The 23,316-nt window shown below is 65.4% G+C and carries 13 protein-coding genes and 1 pseudogene; 5 read left to right on the forward strand and 9 right to left on the reverse strand.

Annotated features, from left to right (window positions below; all coding sequences use genetic code 11):
- Window positions 1-61: 61 nt before the first annotated feature.
- On the reverse strand, window positions 62-631 hold the full coding sequence (locus ACZK2G_RS11325) for a TetR/AcrR family transcriptional regulator (protein ID WP_478475579.1): 570 nt from the start codon (window positions 629-631) through the stop codon (window positions 62-64).
- Window positions 632-799: 168 nt separating this feature from the next.
- Between ACZK2G_RS11325 and ACZK2G_RS11330 the strand changes: the two genes are divergently transcribed.
- A complete protein-coding gene (locus tag ACZK2G_RS11330) occupies window positions 800-1,753 on the forward strand; it encodes an alpha/beta fold hydrolase (protein ID WP_295380845.1) in 954 nt (317 codons plus the stop codon).
- 44 nt (window positions 1,754-1,797) lie between these two features.
- Here ACZK2G_RS11330 and ACZK2G_RS11335 read toward each other — a convergent pair whose 3' ends face one another.
- Entirely contained in the window at window positions 1,798-2,427 is a 630-nt protein-coding gene (locus ACZK2G_RS11335; protein ID WP_295380847.1) for a cation efflux transmembrane domain-containing protein, read from the reverse strand.
- On the opposite strand from ACZK2G_RS11335, the gene ACZK2G_RS11340 reads away from it, so the two are divergent.
- Both ACZK2G_RS11340 and ACZK2G_RS11345 read left to right on the forward strand, forming a co-directional pair.
- Complete coding sequence (locus tag ACZK2G_RS11340) at window positions 2,426-2,923, forward strand: MerR family transcriptional regulator (protein WP_295380848.1); 498 nt, start codon at window positions 2,426-2,428, stop codon at window positions 2,921-2,923. The genes ACZK2G_RS11335 and ACZK2G_RS11340 overlap by 2 nt on opposite strands.
- 72 nt (window positions 2,924-2,995) lie before the next feature.
- Complete coding sequence (locus ACZK2G_RS11345; RefSeq protein ID WP_088479174.1) at window positions 2,996-4,972, forward strand: TonB-dependent receptor plug domain-containing protein; 1,977 nt, start codon at window positions 2,996-2,998, stop codon at window positions 4,970-4,972.
- Between the two features lie 80 nt (window positions 4,973-5,052).
- Here the strand turns inward: ACZK2G_RS11345 and ACZK2G_RS11350 are convergent, their stop codons facing one another.
- Complete coding sequence (locus tag ACZK2G_RS11350; RefSeq protein WP_478473296.1) at window positions 5,053-6,045, reverse strand: aldo/keto reductase; 993 nt, start codon at window positions 6,043-6,045, stop codon at window positions 5,053-5,055.
- 10 nt (window positions 6,046-6,055) lie between these two features.
- Window positions 6,056-6,652, reverse strand: coding sequence for a flavodoxin (locus ACZK2G_RS11355; RefSeq protein WP_478473298.1), 597 nt, complete (start codon window positions 6,650-6,652; stop codon window positions 6,056-6,058).
- A 74-nt stretch (window positions 6,653-6,726) separates the two neighbouring features.
- Between ACZK2G_RS11355 and ACZK2G_RS11360 the strand changes: the two genes are divergently transcribed.
- The gene (locus ACZK2G_RS11360) at window positions 6,727-7,620 is read left to right on the forward strand and encodes a LysR family transcriptional regulator (protein WP_025877180.1); all 894 of its coding nucleotides are present in this window, start codon (window positions 6,727-6,729) and stop codon (window positions 7,618-7,620) included.
- Window positions 7,621-7,632: 12 nt separating this feature from the next.
- On the opposite strand, the gene ACZK2G_RS11365 is transcribed toward ACZK2G_RS11360, so the two are convergent.
- The 5 genes and pseudogenes from ACZK2G_RS11365 to ACZK2G_RS11385 form a co-directional block, all read right to left on the reverse strand.
- Complete coding sequence (locus tag ACZK2G_RS11365) at window positions 7,633-8,322, reverse strand: carboxymuconolactone decarboxylase family protein (RefSeq protein WP_478475581.1); 690 nt, start codon at window positions 8,320-8,322, stop codon at window positions 7,633-7,635.
- Window positions 8,299-8,700, reverse strand: a pseudogene (locus ACZK2G_RS11370) ((R)-mandelonitrile lyase); the annotation flags it as partial. The gene ACZK2G_RS11365 and the pseudogene ACZK2G_RS11370, both read right to left, overlap by 24 nt.
- An 83-nt stretch (window positions 8,701-8,783) precedes the next feature.
- On the reverse strand, window positions 8,784-9,842 hold the full coding sequence (locus ACZK2G_RS11375) for an alpha/beta hydrolase (protein ID WP_088479178.1): 1,059 nt from the start codon (window positions 9,840-9,842) through the stop codon (window positions 8,784-8,786).
- A gap of 163 nt (window positions 9,843-10,005) precedes the next feature.
- A complete protein-coding gene (locus ACZK2G_RS11380; protein ID WP_088479179.1) occupies window positions 10,006-11,100 on the reverse strand; it encodes an alpha/beta hydrolase in 1,095 nt (364 codons plus the stop codon).
- Between the two features lie 222 nt (window positions 11,101-11,322).
- Window positions 11,323-13,971: an excinuclease ABC subunit UvrA gene (locus ACZK2G_RS11385; RefSeq protein ID WP_478473300.1), complete on the reverse strand. Its 2,649-nt coding sequence runs from the start codon at window positions 13,969-13,971 to the stop codon at window positions 11,323-11,325.
- A gap of 203 nt (window positions 13,972-14,174) precedes the next feature.
- Between ACZK2G_RS11385 and ACZK2G_RS11390 the strand changes: the two genes are divergently transcribed.
- Window positions 14,175-22,886 (forward strand): glycoside hydrolase family 94 protein, encoded by an 8,712-nt coding sequence (locus ACZK2G_RS11390; RefSeq protein ID WP_478473301.1) that lies wholly within the window; start codon window positions 14,175-14,177, stop codon window positions 22,884-22,886.
- The last annotated feature ends 430 nt before the right edge of the window (window positions 22,887-23,316 follow it).

Genomic DNA, 23,316 nt, shown 5'->3' on the forward strand with positions numbered 1-23,316 from the left:
GGTGGGGCTTCCAATCAAGTGGATGAACGGGGTGCTTCGACGGGTTTTGATCACTCAGGCGTCAGCGCCTAGCCTGCTCCAACAACACCGCTGCAACATCCCTTGCAGTGTCTGCGGCGTTGTAGTCGCCCATCACGCGCGAGACGGTGATGGCGCCTTCCATGAGAACCAGCAGCTGCCGCGCCAGTGCAGCAGGCTGCTTGATATCCAGTTGCGTGGTGAGTTCCAGCGTGTAATCGAGCAGCTTCTGCTTGTGATGTTTTGCGATGTGGCGAATCGGATCGTCGGGATCGCCCACCTCGCCCGCGGTATTGATGAAGGCGCAGCCGCGATAGCCCTCGGACTGGAACCAGCCCTTGAGCACGGTGAACATGCCGAGGATGCGTGCTTCCGGGCTGTCGGCCTTGTCGCACTCCTGCTGGAACCACTGAAGCCAACGAACATCGCGCGCGTTCAGTGCAGCTGCGGCTACTTGGTCCTTGTTTTCGAAGTGGCGGTAGATGCTTTTGCGTGCCACACCCGAGGTCTTCACCAGCAGGTCCATGCCGGTGGCATGGATCCCGTTCTGGTAGATCAGCGCCTCGGCCGTGGCCAGGATCTTCTGTTGGGTATCGGTGGTGATTGTGTTCACGATGCCAAGGTAGAACGCTCGTTCTACCTTGTCAACAGGCAATGGGCGGCGTTTCGGGTGCACACATCCATGCAAGACGATCTATCAAGAAATGCGTACATTTCATCATCCAGACGCCCGATTTAGGTCGCAAAGTACGTCTCACCACCCAACCATGAGACGCCCTGCATGAACACTTTCGCCCGCACCCTGGCCATTGCCGCCCTCGCCCTCCCGGTCCAGGCCGGCCTGTCCGCCCAAGCCGCCGAACCGGCCAAGCCGGCAGCAGTCACCAGCATCGCGCGCACCGCCAGCTACATCACCACCGCCGATGGCGTGCAGCTCTACTACAAGGACTGGGGCCCGAAGGACGGCCCGGTCGTCACCTTCAGCCACGGCTGGCCGCTGAACTCGGACAGCTGGGAATCGCAGATGATCTTCCTGGCCAACCACGGCTACCGCGTCATTGCCCATGACCGTCGTGGCCACGGCCGTTCCAGCCAGCCGTGGGAAGGCAACGACATGGATCACTACGCAGATGACCTGGCCACGGTGATCAACACGCTGGACCTGCACGATGTCACTCTGGTGGGCTTCTCCACTGGCGGCGGCGAAGTGGCGCGCTACATCGGCCGCCATGGCTCCGGCCGGGTGAAGAAGGCGGTGCTGATCAGCTCGGTGCCGCCGCTCATGCTGAAGACCGCCGACAACCCGAACGGCCTGCCGATCGAAGTGTTCGATGGCATCCGCAAGGCGCAGATGGACAACCGCGCACAGCTGTACAAGGACATCCCGTCCGGCCCGTTCTACGGCTTCAACCGCCCAGGCGCGAAGGTATCGCAGGGTCTGATCGATGCATGGTGGGCACAGGGCATGCAGGGTGGCCACAAGAACACCTACGACTCCATTGCCGCGTTCTCGGCCACCGATTTCCGCGCAGACCTGAAGAAGTTCGATGTGCCCACTCTGGTCATCCACGGCGACGACGATCAGATCGTGCCGATCGACATCTCCGGCCGCCAGTCGGCGAAGCTGATCAAGGGCGCCAGGCTGATCGTGTACCCGGGTGCGCCGCATGGCCTGACCGACACCCACAAGGATCGAGTCAACCAGGACCTGCTGACGTTCCTGCAGGAAAAGTGAGTCCCCTGGGGCTCCGGCATCTCGCCGGAGCCCTTTCCATCACCTCACGCTTTCGCAGCCGCACGCCACGCGGGCCACGCTTCGTTGATGACGCCAATCGCGGACTTCAGGAACAGCAGCGCGATGACCACGCCCGCCGCGATATCCGGCCAGCCGCGTCCGGTCAGCGCAACGCCACCGGCAGCCACCAGTACACCGAGGTTGGCGGCGACATCATTGCGGGAGCACTCGAAGGTGCTTTTCATGTTGATGTTGAGCGTGCGGAACCGCCACAGCAGTGCCAGACACACCAGATTGGCCAACAGCGCGATGGCTCCGAACCCCAGCATCAAGCCACTGGAAGGCGGCACGCCGTGGGCCAGCTTGCCGACCACCTCCACCGCGATGAAGACAAAGAAGCCCAGGATCAGCAGACCCTTGGCCAGGGCTGCACCGGCTTCCCAGCGCGCCCCCCGGTTCACTGCCCATAGGCTCAGGCCGTATACGATCGCGTCGCCCAGCATGTCCACTGCATCGGCCTGCAGGGCGCTGGAGCGCGCTACGATGCCCGCGCCGAATTCGATGAAGAACATCGCCAGGTTGATGATGAGTACCGCCACCAGTACGCGCCGCTGCGCACTGTGGAGGGCCAACGCTTCCAGTTCCCGGCGCTTGTGGCCGCAGCAGTGGTCCATGGATGACTCCCGCCAGGCTGTGGCCGGGCTTGAAAAAGGTTGGGATAGTCGTTATCAACCCTGTAGCCACTACAAGGTCAAGCCCGTGTCCGCCCACCTCACCATCGGCCAACTGGCCCGCCAGACCGGCACCAAGGCCGAAACCATCCGCTATTACGAAAAGATCGGCCTGCTTCAACCACCGCTGCGGTCGGACGGCAACTACCGCTATTACAGCGCCCAGGACCAGCGGCGTCTGTCATTCGTGCGCCGCGCCCGCGAGCTTGGCTTCTCCATCGAGCAGATCCGCGAGCTGATCGCCTTTGGTGAGCAGCGCGAACACGAATGCAGTTCGGTGGACGACGTGGTGAAAGCGCACATCGCGGATATCACGCGCCGGATCCATGACCTGCAGGCGCTGCAGGGCGAACTGAAGCGAATGATCGGCAATTGCCCGGGCGGCCGCGTGGCCGATTGCAGGGTGCTGGAAGCCCTTCAGCCGCAGCCTGGCCCTTGACCTTGTAGCTGGATCAAGGTTTACAACGCCGGGCTACTTCGCCACCGCGTGGCCCCGCCGCCCTGACGACCCATGACCCTGTTTCCCCATCCGCTTGCCCTGGCGTTGAGCGCCGCTCTGCTGTCCGCCGCTGCCTCGGCCAGTGCGCATGAACCACCCGCCGCGCACGACGACCACCACGATGAGGCTGTGGAGCTGGATGCGGTGGTGGTGCAATCAACCCGGTCAGGGCGTCGCGTTTCCGACGAACCGATCCGGGTAGACGTCGTATCGCAGGAGGAGATCGAGGAGAAGCTGCTGATGTCGCCGGGCAACGTCTCCATGCTTGTGGCCGAGACGGCGGGCGTGCGGGTGCAGAACACCTCGCCGGGCATGGGCGCATCGAACATCCGCATCCAGGGTCTGCGCGGTCGATATACCCAGCTGCTGGCCGATGGTCTGCCGCTGTACGGCGGTCAGTCATCGTCCATCGGCCTGCTGCAGATACCCCCGACCGACCTTGGTAGTGTCGAGATCATCAAGGGCAGCGCGTCGGCGTTGTACGGCCCGGCTGCGTTGGGTGGCGTGGTGAACCTGATATCGCGCCGGCCCAAGGAGACTGCCGAGGCCGAGATGCTGCTCAATGCCACCAGCCGCGGCGGCCAGGACGTGACCGGCTACGCAGCCGGGCCGCTGGCCGCGCACTGGGGCCTGTCGGTGGTGGGTGGCTACCATCGCCAAGACCGCCACGACCTGGACGGAGACGGCTGGGCTGACATCCCCGGCTACGAGCGTGCCACGGTCAGGCCACGGCTGTTCTGGGAATCGGAAAATGGTGCGCGTGCGCTGCTGACGGCAGGCGCAATGCGCGAGAGTCGGCTGGGCGGGACCCTGCCCGGTCAACGGGCGCCCGACGGGCAGCCCTTCGCTCTCACGCAGCGCACGGAGCGCATTGATGCCGGCGCGGTGGTCGATGTTCCGGTGCGCGAGAGCGACCGCCTGCAGGTGCGCGCATCGGCCATGTCCACCGATCACGACCACGGGTATGGCTCTGAGCAGGACAACGACACCCATCAGACCGGCTTTGCGGAAGTCAGCTATGCGTCCGGCGTAGGCGCCACCAGCTGGCTGGCGGGCATTGCCGCGCAGCAGGACCGGTTCCGTTCCGCCCGATACGCGCAGTTTGATTACCGCTACACCGTGCCCGCCCTGTTCGTGCAGGCCGAGCAGGCGCTGCGCGATGACCTTACGCTTTCCGGCAGTGCGCGCTGGGATGACCACAGCACCTATGGGGGGCATTTCAGCCCCCGCGTGTCACTATTGTTCCGCCCTGACGACTGGACCCTGCGCGCGTCGATCGGCAGAGGCTTCTATGCTCCTACGCCCTTCGTCGAACAGATCGAGGCCGCTGGCCTGTCACGCCTGGAGCCGCTGAGTGGCCTTCGTGCGGAGATCGCTACCACGGGGTCCATCGATGCAGGCTACGTGCATGGCCCCTGGGAGCTGAACCTCAGCGTGTTCGCATCCGACATCGACCATGCGGTGCGCCTGGTGGAGTCTGTAACCGCCCCGGGTGAACGTGTGCAGCTGATCAATGTGGCGGGTGTCACCCGCACCCGTGGCAGTGAACTGCTGTTGCGCTACCGCTGGCAGGACATCACGGTGACCGGCAGCTATGTCTACACCGACGCGCGAGAGCCCGGCGCGGAGGGCGCTGGCCGCCGCCCGGTCTCCCTCACGCCCCGGCACAGCGCAGGACTGGTTGCCATGTGGGAGCAGCATGACCGTGGTCGCGTGGGCCTGGAAGCCTACTACACCGGCATCCAGGCGCTTGACGAAAATCCCTGGCGTCGACGCAGCCGGCCGTATCTGGAAGTGGGTGCACTGGGGGAGATTGTGCTGGGAAGAGTCAGCCTGTTCCTCAACCTGGAAAACATCCTCAACGTCCGCCAGAGCGGCTACAACCCGATGTTGCGGCCTCGCCGTGCCGACGATGGCCAGTGGACCGTGGATGCATGGGCGCCGCTGGAAGGGTTTGTGGTGAATGGTGGTGTGAGGCTGAAGTTCTAGGGTTGGGTTAATGCGGGAGGCGATGTCCGCTTCCGGCCAAAAGCGGGAATCCGTCAAACCAGAAAAGTGGCGAGCCCCGACTACTTGCCGGTCATCTTCAACGCAGCCTCCGGCAGCCGAGCGCCACTGACCCGGATCTGTGCAACGTCCTCGCTGATGCGTGCCAAGTCGGCCTCGTCCAACACCAGATCCACTGCACCCAGATTTTCATCCAACCGATGAAGCTTGGTCGTACCCGGGATCGGCGAGATCCACGGGTGCTGGGCAAGCAGCCAGGCCAGGGCGACCTGCGCCGGCGTCACACCCTTCCCTGCAGCCATCGCCTTCACCACCTCCACCAACGCCATGTTGGCCCGGCGTGATTCGGCGGAGAAGCGCGGAACCGCATTGCGGAAATCCGTTGCATCGAACTGCGTGTGCTCGTCGATCTTTCCAGTCAGGAAGCCAGCACCCAGCGGGCTGAAGGGTACGAAGCCAATGCCCAGCTCCTCAAGCAGGGGAAGCAGCTCTGCTTCGGGCTCGCGCCAGAACAGTGAGTACTCGCTCTGCACAGCCGTCAGCGGCTGCACTGCATGCGCCCTGCGGATTGTCTGCGCACCCGCTTCGGACAGGCCGAAATGCGCGACCTTGCCCTCTGCAATGAGCGCCTTCACGGTATCGGCAACCTCTTCGATGGGTACCGCCGGGTCAACACGGTGCTGGTACAGCAGGTCGATGCGCTCGGTACGCAGCCGCTTCAGGCTGGCTTCGACAGCTGCCCGGATGTGTGCAGGCTGGCTGTTGGTGCCTGCCCCGCGGGCACCGGTGACCGGGTCGATGTCGAAGCCGAACTTGGTGGCGATCACCACCTGGTCTCGAACGGGCGCCAGTGCCGCGCCCACCAGTTCTTCGTTGGCAAAGGGGCCGTAGGCTTCGGCGGTGTCGAAGTGGGTGATGCCGCGCTCCACCGCTGTGCGGATCAGCGCGATCATTTCCTGCTTGTCGGCGGCCAGGCCATATGCCGAACTCATGCCCATGCAGCCCAGGCCGAGGGCGGAAACTTCAAGGCCTTGTCCAAGGGTACGGAACCTCATGGTTGAATCCTCATCGGGCAGTGTGCGGAGTGGCCAACCAGGCGTTGACGCTCTCCATGGTTCTGCGCTCCTGGTCGGCCTGCATCACGAATGCCTCCAGGATGCGTGCGTTGGGCGCATGGTGGGCGAGCACGCGCAGGCTGCTGCCCACGCCGCAGCCGCCATGGGTGATGAACGGCACGATGGTCTTGCCACTCATGTCGTGCTGCGACAACAGCGATCGAATGATCGGCGGCGCGGTCTCGCCCCAGATTGGAAAGCCCAGGTACACGGTGTCGTAGCAATCAATGTCGGCAATGCGGGTGCGCAGTGCTGGCTCTACCCCGTCGTCGCGCTCCTGTCGCGCCTTGGCTACCGTTTCAAGATAGTCCGCCGGGTAGTCGATGGCAGGCTCTACCTGGAACAGGTCGCTGGGCATGCTGCGATGAATGAGCCCGGCAACCACCCGGGTGTTGCCCGAACGTGAGAAGCAGGCAACCACTGTCCGTGCGCCTGATCGACCAGCTGCCGTGCCTTCCTGCGGCGCTGCGGCCGAACATCCCAGCGGGAGTGATGCCAAGGCAGCGACGACTCCCCGGCGACCAGGATTGGGGGTTGGAATCGTCATGGCGCCAATCTACGCCCCCAAAACACATTCGTGCAGAGGCATAATCGGATATCGCTTATATCCGGTGCGCATCAATGAGCGTCGAGAACTACGATCAGCTGGCCATGTTCGCGCTGGTGGCGCGGGAACGCAGTTTTACCCGGGCTGCTGCCCAGCTGGGTATGTCCCAACCCGCCCTCAGCCGATCGATGCGCCAGCTGGAAGAACGCCTGGGCGTACGCTTGCTTGCGCGGACCACCCGCAGCGTTTCGCCGACCGAGGCCGGAGAGCAGTTGCTGCGGGTGATTGCACCGCGCTTCGAGGAGATCGATAGTGAGCTTGCCCAGCTCAACGCGTACCGCGACAAACCGGCCGGCCGCCTTCGCATCACCGCAGGTGAACACGCTGCGCTGACCGTGATGCAGCCGGTACTGGGCAAGCTGCTGCCGGCCAATCCTGACCTGAACATCGAGGTGATTGTCGACTACGGGCTGACCGACATCGTGGCCGAGGGCTTCGACGCCGGTATCCGCATGGGTGAGCAGGTGGCCAAGGACATGATTGCCGTGCGTGTTGGGCCCGACCTGCGCATGGCCGTGGTCGGATCGCCCGCCTATTTCCAGCGCCATCCGAAGCCGAAATCACCGCACGACCTGACCCGGCACAACTGCATCACCATCCGCCTGCCGACCCACGGTGGCATTTTCGCGTGGGAGTTCGAGAAGAAAGGCCAGGAGCTAAAAGTACGCGTGGAAGGGCAGTTGGTGTTCAACAACATCGCCCTGCGGCTGGGCGCTGCGCTGGAAGGCCTGGGGCTGGCGTACATGCCCGAGGATCTGGTGCGGCCCCATGTGCAGGCAGGCACCCTGGTCCACGTGCTGCAGGACTGGTGCCCCTCCTTCCCCGGCTACCACCTGTATTACCCCAGCCGCAGGCAGTCATCGCCTGCGTTCACCGTGCTGCGTGATGCGTTGCGCTATCGGGATTGAACGGCGGCACGGTCATGGCGAAGGTGCCGGGGTCTGTTCCAGTGCCTGCACTGCGCGGTCAGATGCGGCCGCATATCCGCTATGTGCCAGCAACTGGGCCAGGTGCTGCAACTGTGCGCGGCTGAGCCCCACGCGCTGGCTGGCTGCCATGTGTGAGCGCAACTGCGCCTCCACGCCAGGCAAGGCCGCCAGCGCGCCAACCGTTGCAAGTTCACGGCTCTGCCAGTCCAGGTTGTCGCGCTCGAAGATGTCGCCGAACAGGTGTGTCTGCAGGAACTGGTTGATGATGGGCGCGAAGTCCATGACCGGTCCAGCCACCGGGGCACCGGAGATCCGCGTCTGGTTTGCGGTACCCACGGCGCGCAGTGCATCACCCACCGGGATGTTTCCGCTCGGCGGCTGCCCAGCTGCGGTAGCGATCCCCTGCTCCTCGCGTTTGCGCACCACGTTCATCAGTTCGCCCAGGGCGTTAAGGCTCTTTGGGAACCCCGCATAGGCATACAGCTGCACGAGCACTTCCTTTGCCTCGCTCACGGTGAGGCCGGCATCCAGCCCCCGGCCCAACGCGGCGTTGAGCTGGGGCATGTCACTGCTGGCTGCGGCGGCCGCAATCAGCGGGATCGCCTGCTGCCTGGGCGAAAGCGGCCCGGCAACAGGCGCCTCGATGCCTGCTGACGCTTGGCGGTACTGGTCATCACTCACCTGCTCCAGCCAGGCCACCGATTTTCCCTCTGCCACACCGGTTACCGCGAGATGGGTCATCGCGCTGTGCGGCGCGGCGCCGTGCCAATGCTTGACCCCGGCCGGACACACCACCACATCCCCGGCGTGTATCTGCTGCACCGGCTTGCCCCATTCCTGGGTCAGCCCAACGCCGGAGGTAACCACCAATCGCTGCCCGGCGGGATGGGTGTGCCAGGCCGAACGCGCGCCCGGCTCGAAGCTGACGTATGCGGATGAGACCTGCACGTCCTTGTCCGCTGGGAACAGCGGATCCACGCGCACGTTGCCAACGAAGGTCTCTGCTGGACCGGCAACGGACGATTGTGTTCCCGGCCTGGTGATCTGCTGCATGGGCATTTCGCCGGCGCCGGCGAACGGTGCCACCACGCTAAATGCAGCGCCCAGCAGCGCCGTCTGCGCCGGTGATTTACGAGGCGTGGTCATGGTGCAAGCGTCCGGGCGTAGAACGTGGTGAGCGAGGCGACGGCAGCATCCACGTACTTCGGCACCCAGTAGGTCTCGATGTGCGTGGCCCCCTCCAGCAGCACCAACTGCTTGTCGATGGTACCGGTTGCTTTGGCGAAGGCATCCTGGGTCATGTAAAGGCTGTCCGCCTTGCTGCCGGCAATCATCAGCAGCGGTTGGTTGATCAGCTCGATCTGGTTGGTGGCATCCCAGCGCATCAGGTCCAGCAGGCTGCTGGTCGTGTAGCGGAAGGTGGAATTGGGATGGGCATGGGTCTTCCAGTAGTACTCATAGCCCTGCCGATACAGATCGAAGGGGAGCTTGGCGATCTGCTCGTCGCTGAGATTGGCATCGCCGGAGTACAGCACTTCGCCGCCGGCAGCTTGCTGTGCGCGCGCCTGCGAAGCCTGCTGCAGGCGCTGCTGGACGGTGTCCAGCTGCGAGTCCGCATAACCGTTGCGGCGCACTCGGCCAGAGTTGAACATGCTGATCGTGGCGACGGCCTTGAAGCGCTTGTCGGTCTGCGCGGCCGCCAGCGAGTAGCCGCCGCCACCACAGATACCGAGCAAGCCCAGGCGCGAGGTGTCTACCCAGGGGAATCGACTGATGAAATCCGCCATGCCGTGGATGTCTTCGATGCGGTGGGAAGGCATGTCCACGCTGCGCGGCTGGCCACCACTTGCCCCCTGATAGGCCGCATCGGCGGTAATGGCGATGTAGCCCTGCTGGGCCAGGCGTTGCGCGTACAGGCCGGCGACCTGCTCTTTGACCCCGCCATTGGGGTGGGCAACCACGATGGTCGGGTACTTCCGCGAGGCATCAAAATTGGCGGGCGTGTAGAAGTTTGCCGCGATCTCGATTCCATTCAGCGGATAGGACACCGAGTGAATGTTGACCTCACTGGGCACATTGCGCGTGATCGCACCTTCGTAGGCCAGTTTGAAGGGGTTGAGCGTGTAGTCGGCAGCGGACGCGTTGCCTGCTGCCAATCCGAGAGACATCGCCAACAGCGTGGCGCGCACGATGTGCTTCATTCAAGTGCTCCGGGTTTGTACGGTACCCCTGCCGGCGCGAGTTGCGGGCCGACATTGGGGGGGGGCAGGAGTAAACCTAACGCCCGTGCACTCATGGAAACAGGGTATGAGCTGGATATCACTCATGCATGCATGATATGAATGATGCACGGGACGGTCCGGATCAACGATCCAGGTGCTTCTTCCGCAGGAACTCACTCACCAGATCGGCGATCTGGACGTTGTTGAGGTCCGAGAACAGGAAGTGGCTGTTGCCACGGATTCCCATCTCCGGCAGATGGATCAGGCTGACATCACCGCCCTGCCGATTGACGGCATCACGCCAGGCGTGGGCCATTTCCAACCGGGCCCGCCAACTGTCCTGCGCCGGCAGGTCAACGGGCCTGTCAGGGATGTTGTCGCCATACAGCACCAGAATCGGAATTCGGGTCAGCGCCTTGAATTCCGCGGGCGAAACCAGCGCCGGGGCGACGGTATCGAACGCGCTGGGAATGGGTGCCGGCGCATCGTTCTTTGCGAACACGAAGCTGCTGCCAGGCTCGAACGCGACGATTGCGCGGACGTTGGGGCTTTTTATGGCCGTCATCCAGCCAGGACCACCCGCCTGCGAATGGGTAAACAGGATCGCAGGCCCTGTCTTCTGCAGCACGGCGGCTACCCCGTCCGAGACTATGCCGAGGTCGAAGGGGCCGGTGTTGGGCGTGACCGAGCGGAAGAACTGGTCAAGCGCGGCCTCCCCTTTCGGAAACTGGCCGCCAGCGAAGTAGTTCGGCCAGAGGCCGATCCGGAACTGGTTGAACCACATCTGATCGTCTGCCACGGGCTTCAGCGTCGCCTCGACCATGCTTCGGCCGGCCTTGCCGCGCCGTGGCTGATCGATCAGGTAGGTAGCGAAACGACGACGCAGGAACAGGTTCTGGAAGCCCTCACGCCCATCGGCCGTCGTCTCCCAGCTCTTCGAAGACTGGCCCGCACCGTGCCACATCACGATGGGCAACGTGCGCGCGTTCACCGGCTTCTGGTAGAAGGCATAGACGTGATCGCCGTGATAGCTCTGGCCATCCGGATTGGAGGGCTTCAACGGATCGAACGTGCCAGACTCCTTCTTGGTCGTGCCCCCAGCGAGGAAGCTGCCTTGCGAATCGATCTGCAGTGGCTCGTTGGCCATGGCGGTCGTGGCGCAGAGGGAAACCGCTATCCAGAGCAGTGTGGAGGGGAAGCTGGGCACCAGAGTGCGAAGGCGCGTGCGAGTCTGCATGGGTCACTCCGTGACAGATTGTCAGGGAAATCTACCCTCGGGGCCATCCTGGAAGAAGCGCGGGGGTGCATATGACCAATGCATGGAGGATATATATGCATGCCTATAACGTCACTCTGATTCCCGCGGAAGCAGTTGCATCTCGATACTCGATGCCTTCAGTCATCGGTTGACCGGCTGGCCGTCCGGCGCGGGAAATCGATAGCCGAGCATGGCTCGGCTCTACAGAGAAGCCAGCTCCCGCGCCAGGAACGGCGCCGTCCTGCTGCCTTTGGCGCGCGCCACCTGTTGCGGCGTTCCTATCGCCACGATGGTGCCCCCTGCCCCGCCAGCTCCGGGGCCTACATCAATCACCCAGTCCGCCTGCACAACCGCGCGCATGTCGTGCTCAATCATCACCACCGTATTGCCCGCGTCCACCAGGCGCTGCAGTTGCACAAGCAGCCTGTCCGCGTCCGATGCATGCAGGCCGGTGGTGGGCTCATCCAGCACGTACAGCGTGCGGCCGCGCTGGCTGCGCTGCAGCTCGGTTGCCAGTTTGATGCGCTGTGCCTCACCGCCTGAAAGTTCGGTGGCCGGCTGGCCCAGCCTCAGGTAGCCCAGACCGATCTCCTGCAGCAAGTGCAGCGGCCGGGCAATGGCATCTTCCTCGCTGAAGAACGCATGCGCCTGGTCGACCGTCATCTGCAGGACCTCGGCGATGTTGCGGTCATTCCACTGCACCTCCAGCGTGGCCTCGTTGTATCGCGCGCCGTGGCAGGTAGGGCACGGTGCATAGACGCTGGGCATGAACAGCAGTTCGACGCTGACGAAACCCTCGCCCTCGCAGGTCTCGCACCGGCCCTTGGCCACGTTGAACGAGAAGCGGCCCGCATCGAATCGGCGGCGGCGCGCGGTGGGTGTCGCGGCGAACAGCTTGCGCACGTGGTCGAACAGCCCGGTATAGGTGGCGAGGTTGGAGCGTGGCGTGCGGCCGATGGGCTTCTGGTCGACCTGCACCACCCGCTGGATGGCGTCCACATCGCCTGCCAACTTGCCCCGCGTGGTTTCGATCACGGTCGGCCCATCCGTGGGCGCGCTGTCGGCGCTGTCGTCCATGGGCTCATGCCCGAGGTGCAGCAGCAACAGCTCGGGCAGCGCCTGCGCCATCAGGCTGGACTTGCCTGAGCCGGAAATGCCGGTCACGGCTGTCAGCAGCCCCAGTGGTACCTGCGCGTCGACACCCTGAAGGTTGTGGCGGTGGATGCCCTTCAGTTCCAGCCAGCTGCTGGCGCTGCGCTGCCGGCTGGCGGGTGCCGGCACCTGCTCGAACAGATACAGGGCCGTGCGCGACTCCTGGATCTTTCGCAGGCCGTCGGGCTCGCCACTGTAGAGAATGCGCCCGCCGTGCTCACCCGCCTGCGGGCCCACATCCACCAGCCACTGCGCGCGGCGCATCAGCTCCAGATCGTGTTCAACAACGAACACCGAGTTTCCGCCGTCGCGCAGCCGCTCCAGCGCGTCGTACAGCGCCTGGCTGTCAGCAGGGTGCAGGCCGGCCGAGGGCTCGTCGAGCACGTACAGTACGCCAAAAAGCAACGAGCTGAGCTGCGTGGCCAGCCGCAGGCGCTGCAGTTCGCCGGCCGACAGTGTGGGCGTGGCGCGATCCAGCGAGAGGTACCCCAGGCCCAGGTCACGCAGCTGGCGTACCCGCGCCATCACACCGCCTGCCAGCCGCTGTGCGGCCAAGCGCTTCTCCTCCGACAGGGCCGAGGTCAGCCGCACGTCGGGGGCTCCCGCATGGACAGGGCGGCCGCTTGCAGCCCGCTGCGTGCGATCGCGTTTCGTGGCGCTACCGCTGGTACGCGCGCCGCGGCTGTGCGCGCTGAAATTACCCTGCGCGATGGGCCCCAGCAGGTCCGCCAGTTGATCCAGCGGCAACCGCATGAACTCGCCGATATCCACACCGGCAAAGGTGACCGAAAGCGCCTCCGGCTTCAGGCGTTTTCCGTGGCAGGCCGGGCACAGCTTGCCTTCCATGTAGCGCGAAACGCGCTTGCGCATCAGTGCGCTCTGGGTGTTGGCAAAGGTGTGCAGCACGTAGCGGCGCGCACCGGTATAGGTGCCCATGTAGCTGGGTTCCAGCTTGCGCTTCAGTGCGGCACGGGTCTCTGCGGGCGTGAAGCCGGCATAGACCGGCACGGTTGGCGTTTCCTCGGTGAACAGGATCCAGTCGCGGTCCTTCTTCGGAAGCTTCTTCCACGGCACATCGATGTCGTAGCCCAGCGTGACCAGGATGTCGCGCAGGTTCTGGCCATGCCATGCCGGCGGCCACGAGGCGATGGCGCGTTCACGAATGCTCAGCGACGGGTCCGGAACCATCAGCGCTTCGGTCACCTCGTACACATGTCCCAGGCCGTGGCAGGTGCTGCAGGCGCCCTGCGGTGTATTGGGCGAGAAGTCCTCGGCGTACAGCATGGGCTGGTTGGCCGGGTAGGCCCCGGCGCGCGAGTACATCATGCGCACCAGGCTGGACAGCGTGGTCACGCTGCCCACCGAGGACCGTGCATTGCTGGCGCCGCGCTGCTGCTGCAGGGCAACCGCAGGCGGCAGCCCGTCGATGGCATCCACATCGGGCACGCCCGCCTGGTCGATCAGGCGCCGCGCGTATGGCGCTACGGACTCGAAGTAACGCCGCTGCGCCTCAGCAAAGACCGTACCGAAGGCCAACGACGACTTGCCCGAACCCGACACCCCGGAGAACACCACCAGTGCATTGCGCGGAATGGAGACATCGACATTCTTGAGGTTGTGCTCGCGCGCGCCGCGCACCTCCACGCAACCGCTGGCTGCGGCCGCGCATGAGGATTCACCGAAAGGGTTGTTGGACATCGTTACGTTCCTGCAGGCAGTGAGCGGTGCGCCTCAGAGCGAACCGAGGGATGCATTCTCGCTGCTGCGAGGTGAATGTGGTGAGGGAGTTCCGTCCTCGGGGCTCAACTCCGGCCTCACGGGCCGACAGCCCGGCCTTCACGGCTACCACGGCACCTGCAATGCAACTATGCAGGACGCGCCCTCCCTCCCCTCGGTAAACCATGACCCACCTTCGCCGTCTGTTTGGCCGCTGGCTGCGCCTGCGTCGTCGCGTGCGTTGGCGTTGGCGTGAGCGCCAGGCTTCAGCACCGGCCATCGAGGCCACCGAGGGCCCCCTGCGTGCGGCGCTGTACAGCGTTGAACAGATGGAAGTGTACGGCCGCGCGCTTGCGCGCCAGCATCGGGTACGGATGCGACCTGGCGCGGAGCGCCTGCTCGATCGCCTGCAGGCCAACGAGCGTGTGCTGGAAGACGCCAACACGCTGCTCAGCAGCGTGGTGCGTGAGCAGCGGCCGGTCACCCCGGCCGGGGAATGGCTGCTCGACAACTACTACCTGATCGAAGAACAGATCCAGACCGCACGGCGCCACCTGCCACGCGGCTACAGCCGGCAGTTGCCGTCACTTGCCTCCGGCCCCTCGGCTGGATTGCCGCGTGTGTACGAACTGTCGATGCAGGCCATCGCGCACGGCGACGGCCGCATTGACGCCGACACGCTGGGCCGGTTCATCGCCTCGTACCAGTCGCTCGCGCCGCTGAGCCTGGGCGAACTGTGGGCCGTACCCATCATGCTGCGGCTGGCGCTGCTTGAGAATCTGCGGCGTATGGCCGCCCGGGTGATGCGCGATGGCACGGACCGAAGCCTGGCTGCACAATGGGCTGACAATCTCAATCTCGCGGCCTCCGACACCCCTACGGATGTGGTGTTGGTGGTTGCCGACATGGCACGGTCCGCGCCGCCCCTGACCGGCGCGTTCATCGCCGAGCTGACGCGCTCGCTGCAGGGGCGCGGCGGCGCGTGGGCCATGCCCATCGCCTGGCTGGAACAGTGGGCGGCGGCGGCCGGGCAGCGCGTCGACGAGCTGGTCGCCGCTGAAGGGCAGCAGCAGGCGGCCGATCAGGTATCCATCGGCAACAGCATCGGCAGCCTGCGCTTTCTCTCCACCATGGATTGGCGCACCTTTGTTGAAGACATGAGTGTGGTGGAGCGGCGGCTGCTGGAAGACCCGATGGGCGTCTATGCCCAGATGGATTTCGCCACCCGCGACGCCTATCGCCACGTGGTGGAGAAGATCGCCCGCGGGAGCCGCATGGCAGAGGAGCGCGTTGCAACCATCGCGCTGGACCTGGCACGGGCGGCTACGCCGCCGGATGGGCAACGCACGCACGTTGGCTACTGGCTTGTCGGCGAAGGCCTGCACGCGACTATTGAAGCGGTGGCCGAGGCAGCACCGCGCCACCGCAAGGCACGGCAACTGGCGCATCGCGTGCCGCTTGCACTGTACCTGCTGCCGATCGCCCTGCTGGCGGTGCTGGCCACCGCTGGCCTGTTGGCAACCGGCAGTGGTTCGGCCCCCCTCTGGTTGGCCGCGCTGCTTGGGCTGCTGGTGTTCAGTGAGCTGGGCATCGTGCTGGTGAACTGGACCGCGACGGTGCTGGTCGCACCCAGGCCGCTGCCCAGGCTCGACTTCGGCGAGGGCATTCCTGCCGCCTGCGCCACCGTGGTCGCGGTTCCCTCGATGCTGTCCAGCATCGAGGGAATCGACATACTGGTCGAAGCGCTGGAAGTCCGCTTCCTGGCCAACCGCGATCCTCAGCTGCGCTTCGTGCTGCTGACGGACTTTCTCGACGCATCGGCAGCCACGACGCCGATGGACGACACTCTGCTTGCACACGCCGTTGCGCGGATCGAGGAATTGAACGGGCGTTACGCGCCCGAGCGCGGCGATCGCTTCTACCTGCTGCACCGTCCCAGGCAATGGAACCCGGGTGAAGGCGTGTGGATGGGACACGAGCGCAAGCGTGGCAAGCTGGCGGCGCTCAATGCCCTGCTCCGTCTGGGCGATGCAGCCGCGTTCATGCGCATCGTCGGTGACGCGGCTGCGCTGATCGGTGTCCGCTACGTCATCACGCTGGATTCGGACACGCAACTTCCGCGGGATGCGGCACGCGCGTTTGTCGCCACCCTGGCGCACCCGCTCAACCGCCCGCGCTTCGATTCGACGCTGCAACGCGTGGTGGAGGGTTACGGCATCCTGCAGCCCAGCGTCGGCACCAGCCTGGGCCGGCGCCGCACCTCGCGTTTTGCCCGGATGTTCGGCAGCGAGCCCGGCATCGATCCGTATACGCGCATGGTATCGGACGTCTACCAGGACCTGTTCGACGAAGGCTCGTTCGTGGGCAAGGGCATCTATGACGTCGACGCCTTCGAGCATGCACTGGAGGGGCGCCTGCCCGAAAACCGCATCCTCAGCCACGATCTGCTGGAAGGCTGCTATGCGCGCGCCGGTCTGGTCAGCGATGTGCGACTGTACGAGGACTATCCCGAGCGCTACGCCGCCGACGCCAAGCGCCGTGCACGCTGGATACGCGGCGACTGGCAGTTGCTGCCCTGGTTGATGCCGTGGACCCCGCGTCCGGGCCTGGGATGGGAACGCAACCGGCTCAGTCTGCTGTCACGCGGCAAGCTGCTGGACAATCTGCGCCGCAGCCTGGTGCCGATCGCTGCCCTGGCTTTGCTGTTGGTGGGTTGGCTGTATTCCGCAGACCCCGCCGCATGGACGGCGTGGGTGCTGGCGCTGTGGTTCGCGCCACCGCTGATAGGAATGCTGCGCGATGCCCTGAGCGTGCCCGACGACACGCCGCTGGAGGCGCATTACATCAAGGTCGGGCGCGGTACGCTGCAGTCGTTGCTGCGCGCGTCCACCCAGGTAGCATGCCTGCCCTTCGAAGCATTGCTGGCTGGTGACGCGGTGCTGCGCACGCTCTGGCGCATGGCGGTCACACGCCGCCATCTGCTGCAGTGGAACCCCTCCAGCGAAGTCGAGCGCCGGCTTGGTAGTGACCGCGGCGCGGAATGGCGGGTGATGGCACCGGCCTCTCTGCTGGCACTCGCACTGGTGGCTGTGGTGGCCAGCGTGCGTCCGCAGGCGCTGCCGCTCGCCCTGCCCTTGCTGTTGGCGTGGACCTTCGCGCCGGCGTTGATGGCATGGCTGGGCCGGCCGCCGGCCGCGAGCGTGGCGGAGCTTTCCGTTACGCAGCGGGCGTTCCTGGGCCAGCTGGCGCGGCGCACCTGGTCATTCTTCCAGGCCTGGGTGCGCGAGCAGGATCATTGGCTGCCGCCGGACAACATCCAGGAGCATCCGTCGCTGGTGGTGGCGCGGCGCACCTCGCCGACCAACATCGGCCTGTCGCTGCTGGCAAATCTGTCGGCGTGGGATTTAGGTTATCTGCAGAGGGACGCGGTTGCTGAACGTACCGCCCTCACCTTCGATACGCTGGACCAGCTGCCGCGCCATCGCGGTCACTTCCTGAACTGGTACGACACCGAAACCCTGGCGCCGCTGCCGCCGCGCTATGTCTCCACCGTGGACAGCGGCAACCTGGCCGGCCATCTGCTGACACTGCGCCAGGGCCTGATCGCGCTGGTGGACGCGCCAGTGCTGGCACCGCACACGTTCGACGGCCTGGCCGATACGATCGGCGTGCTGGAAGAGGAACGGCAGCGTCATCGCCCCGGCGATGCACCACTGGTCGGGGCGCTCAACCACCTTCGCCAGCGTCTGGCGTCAACGCGCATCGACCGCCCCGTCGGAACGGCGGAGACTCTCGCCCGCTTGCAGGAGCTGGCCGGCTTGGCAGACATCGTGCTGGCACTGTGGCCGGCACCGCCATCGCCCGAGGAAGGCGAACTGCATTGGCCGGCCCTGCTCGCCGCCGAATGCCATGCCGCCCACGCGTCGCTTGCCGATCTCCCTGCCGATGTAATTGCAGACGACGAAGCGCCGGTGCCCAGCCTGCGCCAGCTGGCTGCCCTGTCCGGCAAGGCCGGCGCGGATGCACGCGCGCGCATCCAGCAGATGCATGCCCTGGCGCACCGTGCCGGGCAGTTCTCGATGATGGAATACGGGTTCCTGTTCTACCGCACCCGCAACCTGCTCTCGATCGGTTACAACGTCGACGACCATCGCCTCGACAACAGCTTTTACGACCTGCTGGCATCCGAAGCACGACTGTGCGCCTTCGTCGCCATCGCCCAAGGCCAGTTGGCGCAGGAGAGCTGGTTTGCGCTCGGCCGGATGCTCACCGAGGTCAACGGCATGCCGACGCTGCTGTCATGGAGCGGCTCGATGTTCGAGTACCTCATGCCGCAGCTGGTGATGCCCAGCTATCCGGACACGCTGCTGGACCAGACCGCGCGGCATGCGGTCGAGGCCCAGATCGTCTACGGCCGCACCCTGAACCTGCCGTGGGGCGTGTCCGAGTCCGGCTACAACGCTGTCGATGCGCGCCTGAACTACCAGTACCGGGCGTTTGGTGTGCCGGGGTTGGGGCTGAAGCGCGGTCTGGGCCAGGACCGTGTCATCGCGCCCTATGCCAGCATGATGGCGCTGATGGTGGCGCCGGAAGCGGCGTGCCAGAACCTTCAGGTGCTGGAAGGATTGGGGTTCGCCGGGCGCTTCGGCATGTACGAGGCGATCGACTACACCCCTGCCCGCCTGCCACCCGGGCAGGATCACGTGCTGTTGCGTTCGTTCATGGCCCACCACCAGGGCATGGGCCTGCTGTCGCTGGATTACCTGTTGCGCGACCAGCCGATGCAGCGCCGCTTCCTTGCCGACGCCGAGTTCCAGGCCACCCTGCTGTTGCTGCAGGAGCGTATCCCGCGCATCGGCGTCTTCCATCCGCACGAAGTGGAAGCGCTGGGCGAGCACTCCACCGTGGCCGAGCACGAGACGTCGCTGCGCGTGCTGCGGGACCCGGGTGGCCCGCGCCCGGAAGTGCAACTGCTGTCCAATGGACGCTACCACGGCATGCTGACCCACGCCGGCGGCGGCTACAGCCGCCACGGCGACCTGTCGCTTACCCGCTGGCGCGAGGACGGCACCACCGATGCCTGGGGGGCGTTCTGCTACCTGCGTGACGTCGACAGCGGCGAGTTCTGGTCTGCCGCGTACCAGCCGACGTGCGTGGCGGTGGACAATTACGAGGCGATCTTCTCGGACGCCAAGGCGGAATTCCGTGGTTCGCGCCGCGGCTGCGAGAGCCACCTGCAGGTCGCCATCTCCGCCGAGGACGACATCGAGCTCAGGCGCCTGAGCCTGACCAACCGCAGCCGTCGCCCGCGCACGGTGGAGATCACCACCTATGCCGAAGTGGTGCTGGCACCTGCGGCGGCCGACGATGCGCATCCGGCCTTCAGCAACCTCTTCGTGCAGAGCGAAATCCTGGCGGCCAAGCAGGCGGTGCTGTGCACGCGTCGGCCCCGTTCGCACGACGAGGTGCCGCCGTGGATGTTCCATCTGGTCGCGGTGCATGACGCGGAGGTGGTGTCTATCTCATACGAAACCGACCGCGCACAATTCCTGGGCCGTGGCAACACACCGCGGACGCCGCAGGCATTGACTTCCGATGCCGAGCTTTCCGGCACCGATGGCTCGGTGCTCGACCCGATCGTGTCCATCCGCGTCCGCGTGGTGCTTGAGCCAGAGCAGACCGTGCAGCTGGACATGGTGTATGGCGTCGGCGCTGACCGCCCCGGTTGCGAGGTGCTGGTGGACAAATACCGTGACCGCCGTCTGGCGGACCGCGTCTTCGATCTGGCCTGGACGCACAGCCAGGTGGTGCGTCGGCAGATCAACGCCAGCCAGGCCGAGGCGGCGCTGTACGAGCGCCTTGCCAGCCACGTGCTGTATGCAGGCCCCCTGCTGCGCGCGGGTGCCGGCGTCCTCCTGCAGAACCAGCGCGGACAATCCGGGCTGTGGAGCCATGCCATCTCGGGCGACCTGCCCATCGTGCTTCTCAAGGTCACCGATGCGGACAATGTGGAACTGGTCAGGCAACTGGTGCAGGCTCACGCCTATTGGCGCCAGAAGGGACTCAACACCGACCTGGTCATCTGGAACGACAGCAAGGCCGGCTATCGGCAGGAACTGCAGGACCAGATCCTGGGCATGGTGGCCGCCAGTTCGGAGACAGGCCTGCTTGATCGCCCCGGCGGCATTTTCGTGCGGCCGGTGCAGAACATGACCCACGAGGACCGCATCCTGTTGCAGGCGGTGGCGCGGGCGGTGATCAGCGACGAGGACGGCACCCTTGCCGCGCAGGTCGGCCGACAACCGCTGCCCCCGCGAAGGATCCCGCCCCTGTTGCCGCAGGCAGTGCAGGAGGAACTTGCGCTCTCGATGGAGTCGGCTCCCGGGTTGCCCATCGTCGCCGACTCGGGCCCCGACGTCGGTTTGCCCCCGGGCGCCGGGCACGATGAAGAGATGGACGACCCGTGGCCTTTCCTTCCCCATCGCGGCACCGGCCAGTTCGACAACGGTACCGGCAGCTTCAGCGAGGACGGTCGCGAGTACGTCGTAGTGCTGCGGGAAGGGACGCCGACGCCAGCGCCCTGGGCAAACGTGATCGCAAACGCCCGCCTGGGCACGGTCGTCAGCGAGAGTGCGCCGGGTTATACGTGGTTCGAGAATGCACACGAATTCCGCTTGACGCCCTGGCTCAATGATCCGGTGTCGGACACGGGCGGCGAGGCGTTCTACCTGCGCGACGAGGAGACCGGTCATGTCTGGTCGCCGATGCCGCTGCCGCGAAGGGGCAGCGGGGCGTACCGGACACGGCACGGATTCGGCTACACGGTCTACGAGCATGTCGAGGACGGCATCGCCAGCGAGCTGTGGGTATTTGTCGACGTCACCGCGCCGCTGAAGTTCTCGGTCCTGCGCTTGCACAACCTGTCGGGCAGTACACGGCGGCTGTCGGCCATCGGCTACGTCGAATGGGTGATGGGTGACCTGCGGGCGAAGTCGCGCATGCACGTGGCGACCGAGCGCGACCACCAGAGCGGGGCGCTGCTGGCGCGCAACGCCTACAACACCGATTTCGGCGGCCGGATGGCCTTCTTCGACACCGATGCAGACGGCTGCGGCTGGACCTGTGATCGCCTGGAGTTCATCGGCCGCAACGGCAGCCTGCAAGCACCTGCGGCGCTGCGGCGCGAACGCCTGGATGGACGGCTGGGTGCGGGCCTGGATCCCTGCGCGGCGATCCAGGTACCGCTGGAGCTGGCCCCGGGCGATCGCAGTGAAACAACATTCCGCCTTGGCGCGGGGCGCGACCGCGAGGAAGCGCTGGCGCTGGCACGAAGCCGCCAGGGGGCTCAGGAAGCCATCGACGCGCTGGACGCGGTACGCATCCACTGGCGCAATGTGCTGGCCACGGTGCAGGTGCGTACACCGGACCCGGCGTTGGACGCATTGGCCAATGGCTGGCTGGTCTACCAGACACTGGGTTGCCGCTACCTGGCGCGCAGTGGCTACTATCAGTCAGGCGGAGCATTCGGCTTCCGCGACCAGCTGCAGGACGCGCTCGCCCTGGTACACGCCCGCCCGGACCTGACCCGCGATCACCTGCTGCTATGCGCTGCACACCAGTTCACCGAAGGTGATGTGATGCACTGGTGGCACCCACCGCAAGGGCGCGGCGTGCGCACCCGCTGCTCGGACGATTATCTCTGGTTGCCCCAGGGCGCGTGCCGCTATCTGGAAGTCACCGGCGACTCCAGCGTGCTGGACGAAGTGGTCGGTTTCATCGAGGGGCGTGCGGTGACCGCGGAAGAGGAAGGGTATTACGACATGCCCACACCCTCGACGCAGCGCGGCACACTGTACGACCACTGCATCGTTGCGCTCGAGCGTGGTTGCCGGTTGCTCGGCGAGCGCGGCCTTCCGTTGATGGGAACCGGTGATTGGAACGACGGCATGAACCGCGTTGGCGACCAGCAGCGCGGAGAAAGTGTGTGGCTGGGATTCTTCCTGCATGACACGCTTCGTCGCTTCATCATGCTGGCCAATGCCCGCGGCGATGCAGCCCGTGCGCAGTGGTGCCAGGAGCAGGCCGAACGCCTGCGACGGAACCTCGAACACCATGCCTGGGACGGGGCGTGGTATCGCCGCGCCTGGTTCGACAACGGGACCCCGCTGGGCTCGTCACAGAACGAAGAGTGCCGCATCGATTCGATCTCGCAGAGCTGGTCGGTGCTGTCAGGCGTCGCCGCGCCCGAGCGCGCCTCGCAGGCGCTGGATTCGCTGTACACGCACCTGGTGCGAAAGGACGCCAAGCTGATCCAGCTGCTCGATCCGCCCTTCGACCAGACCCCGGAGGACCCCGGCTACATTCGTGGATACGTGCCGGGCGTGCGCGAGAATGGCGGCCAGTACACCCACGCGGCCGTGTGGGCGGCGATGGCATTCGCACAGCAGGGCGATGCGGTACGTGCCTGGGAGCTGGCCGGCATGATCAACCCGCTCAGTCACACGCTGGACCCGGAGGCGATCCAGACCTACCGCGTCGAACCCTATGTGCTGGCGGCGGATGTATACGCCGTGCCTCCGCACGTCGGGCGAGGCGGCTGGACATGGTATACCGGGTCGGCCGGCTGGATGTATCGCCTGTTGGTCGAATCCCTGCTCGGCATACGTCGCGAGGGGGATCGTCTGTCGCTTGAACCGTGTCTACCCGATCATTGGCCGTCATTCGAATTGAGCTACCGCTTCGGCCGCAGCTTCTATGAATTCGTGGTGACCCGCAGTGCGCAGGGCCGGCCGACGCTGCATGTGGATGGCGCGCTGCAACCGGATCTCAGCGTGCTGCTCCGCGACGACGGTCATCACTACCGCATCGCGCTTGACCTGGGGGCGGCGCCAGGATGAACGTTCGCCCCGAAATGCAGTTGCAGCCTGATGTACCTGCTCATCTCCAGGCGGCGATGCCAGCTGTTCGAGGCCGCCTGCGATGCTGGCAAAGCGCTGCGGGCGGCAACAACTACCTCGTAGAAACCTTCCGTGCGTAGCGCAGAACCGTTTCCTCATCCTGCATGGCAATCTTCGCCGAAGACAGCCACCTGCTGGCTGCGCCCTGATTCTCGATAGCCCTCGCAAGATCGTCACACAGACAGTTCGCACAAAGGTAGCCTCCAGGGCTCGGCCTGCGGCATCTCTTGCAAGGCAGCAATGTGGTCTCCGAGGGACTTCGGAGCTGATAGGCAATGCGTACCATCAGGGCCTCCGCGTCCGTGCTTCTGTCATTCAACCTGCTCACACCCGTTACTCCTTCCACAGAAAGGGGGCAACGCAGGCCTGC

The organism is Stenotrophomonas sp. 107298_Sma (genome assembly GCF_056480345.1).

Bases quoted from the DNA above. Each gene is read 5' to 3' on its own strand.
- ACZK2G_RS11330 (WP_295380845.1), top strand. From the start codon at position 800: ATGAACACTTTCGCCCGCACCCTGGCCATTGCCGCCCTCGCCCTCCCG.
- ACZK2G_RS11340 (WP_295380848.1), top strand. From the start codon at position 2,426: ATGGATGACTCCCGCCAGGCTGTGGCCGGGCTTGAAAAAGGTTGGGAT.
- ACZK2G_RS11335 (WP_295380847.1), bottom strand. From the start codon at position 2,427: ATGGACCACTGCTGCGGCCACAAGCGCCGGGAACTGGAAGCGTTGGCC.
- ACZK2G_RS11345 (WP_088479174.1), top strand. From the start codon at position 2,996: ATGACCCTGTTTCCCCATCCGCTTGCCCTGGCGTTGAGCGCCGCTCTG.
- ACZK2G_RS11350 (WP_478473296.1), bottom strand. From the start codon at position 6,045: ATGAGGTTCCGTACCCTTGGACAAGGCCTTGAAGTTTCCGCCCTCGGC.
- ACZK2G_RS11355 (WP_478473298.1), bottom strand. From the start codon at position 6,652: ATGACGATTCCAACCCCCAATCCTGGTCGCCGGGGAGTCGTCGCTGCC.
- ACZK2G_RS11360 (WP_025877180.1), top strand. From the start codon at position 6,727: ATGAGCGTCGAGAACTACGATCAGCTGGCCATGTTCGCGCTGGTGGCG.
- ACZK2G_RS11375 (WP_088479178.1), bottom strand. From the start codon at position 9,842: ATGAAGCACATCGTGCGCGCCACGCTGTTGGCGATGTCTCTCGGATTG.
- ACZK2G_RS11380 (WP_088479179.1), bottom strand. From the start codon at position 11,100: ATGCAGACTCGCACGCGCCTTCGCACTCTGGTGCCCAGCTTCCCCTCC.
- ACZK2G_RS11385 (WP_478473300.1), bottom strand. From the start codon at position 13,971: ATGTCCAACAACCCTTTCGGTGAATCCTCATGCGCGGCCGCAGCCAGC.
- ACZK2G_RS11390 (WP_478473301.1), top strand. From the start codon at position 14,175: ATGACCCACCTTCGCCGTCTGTTTGGCCGCTGGCTGCGCCTGCGTCGT.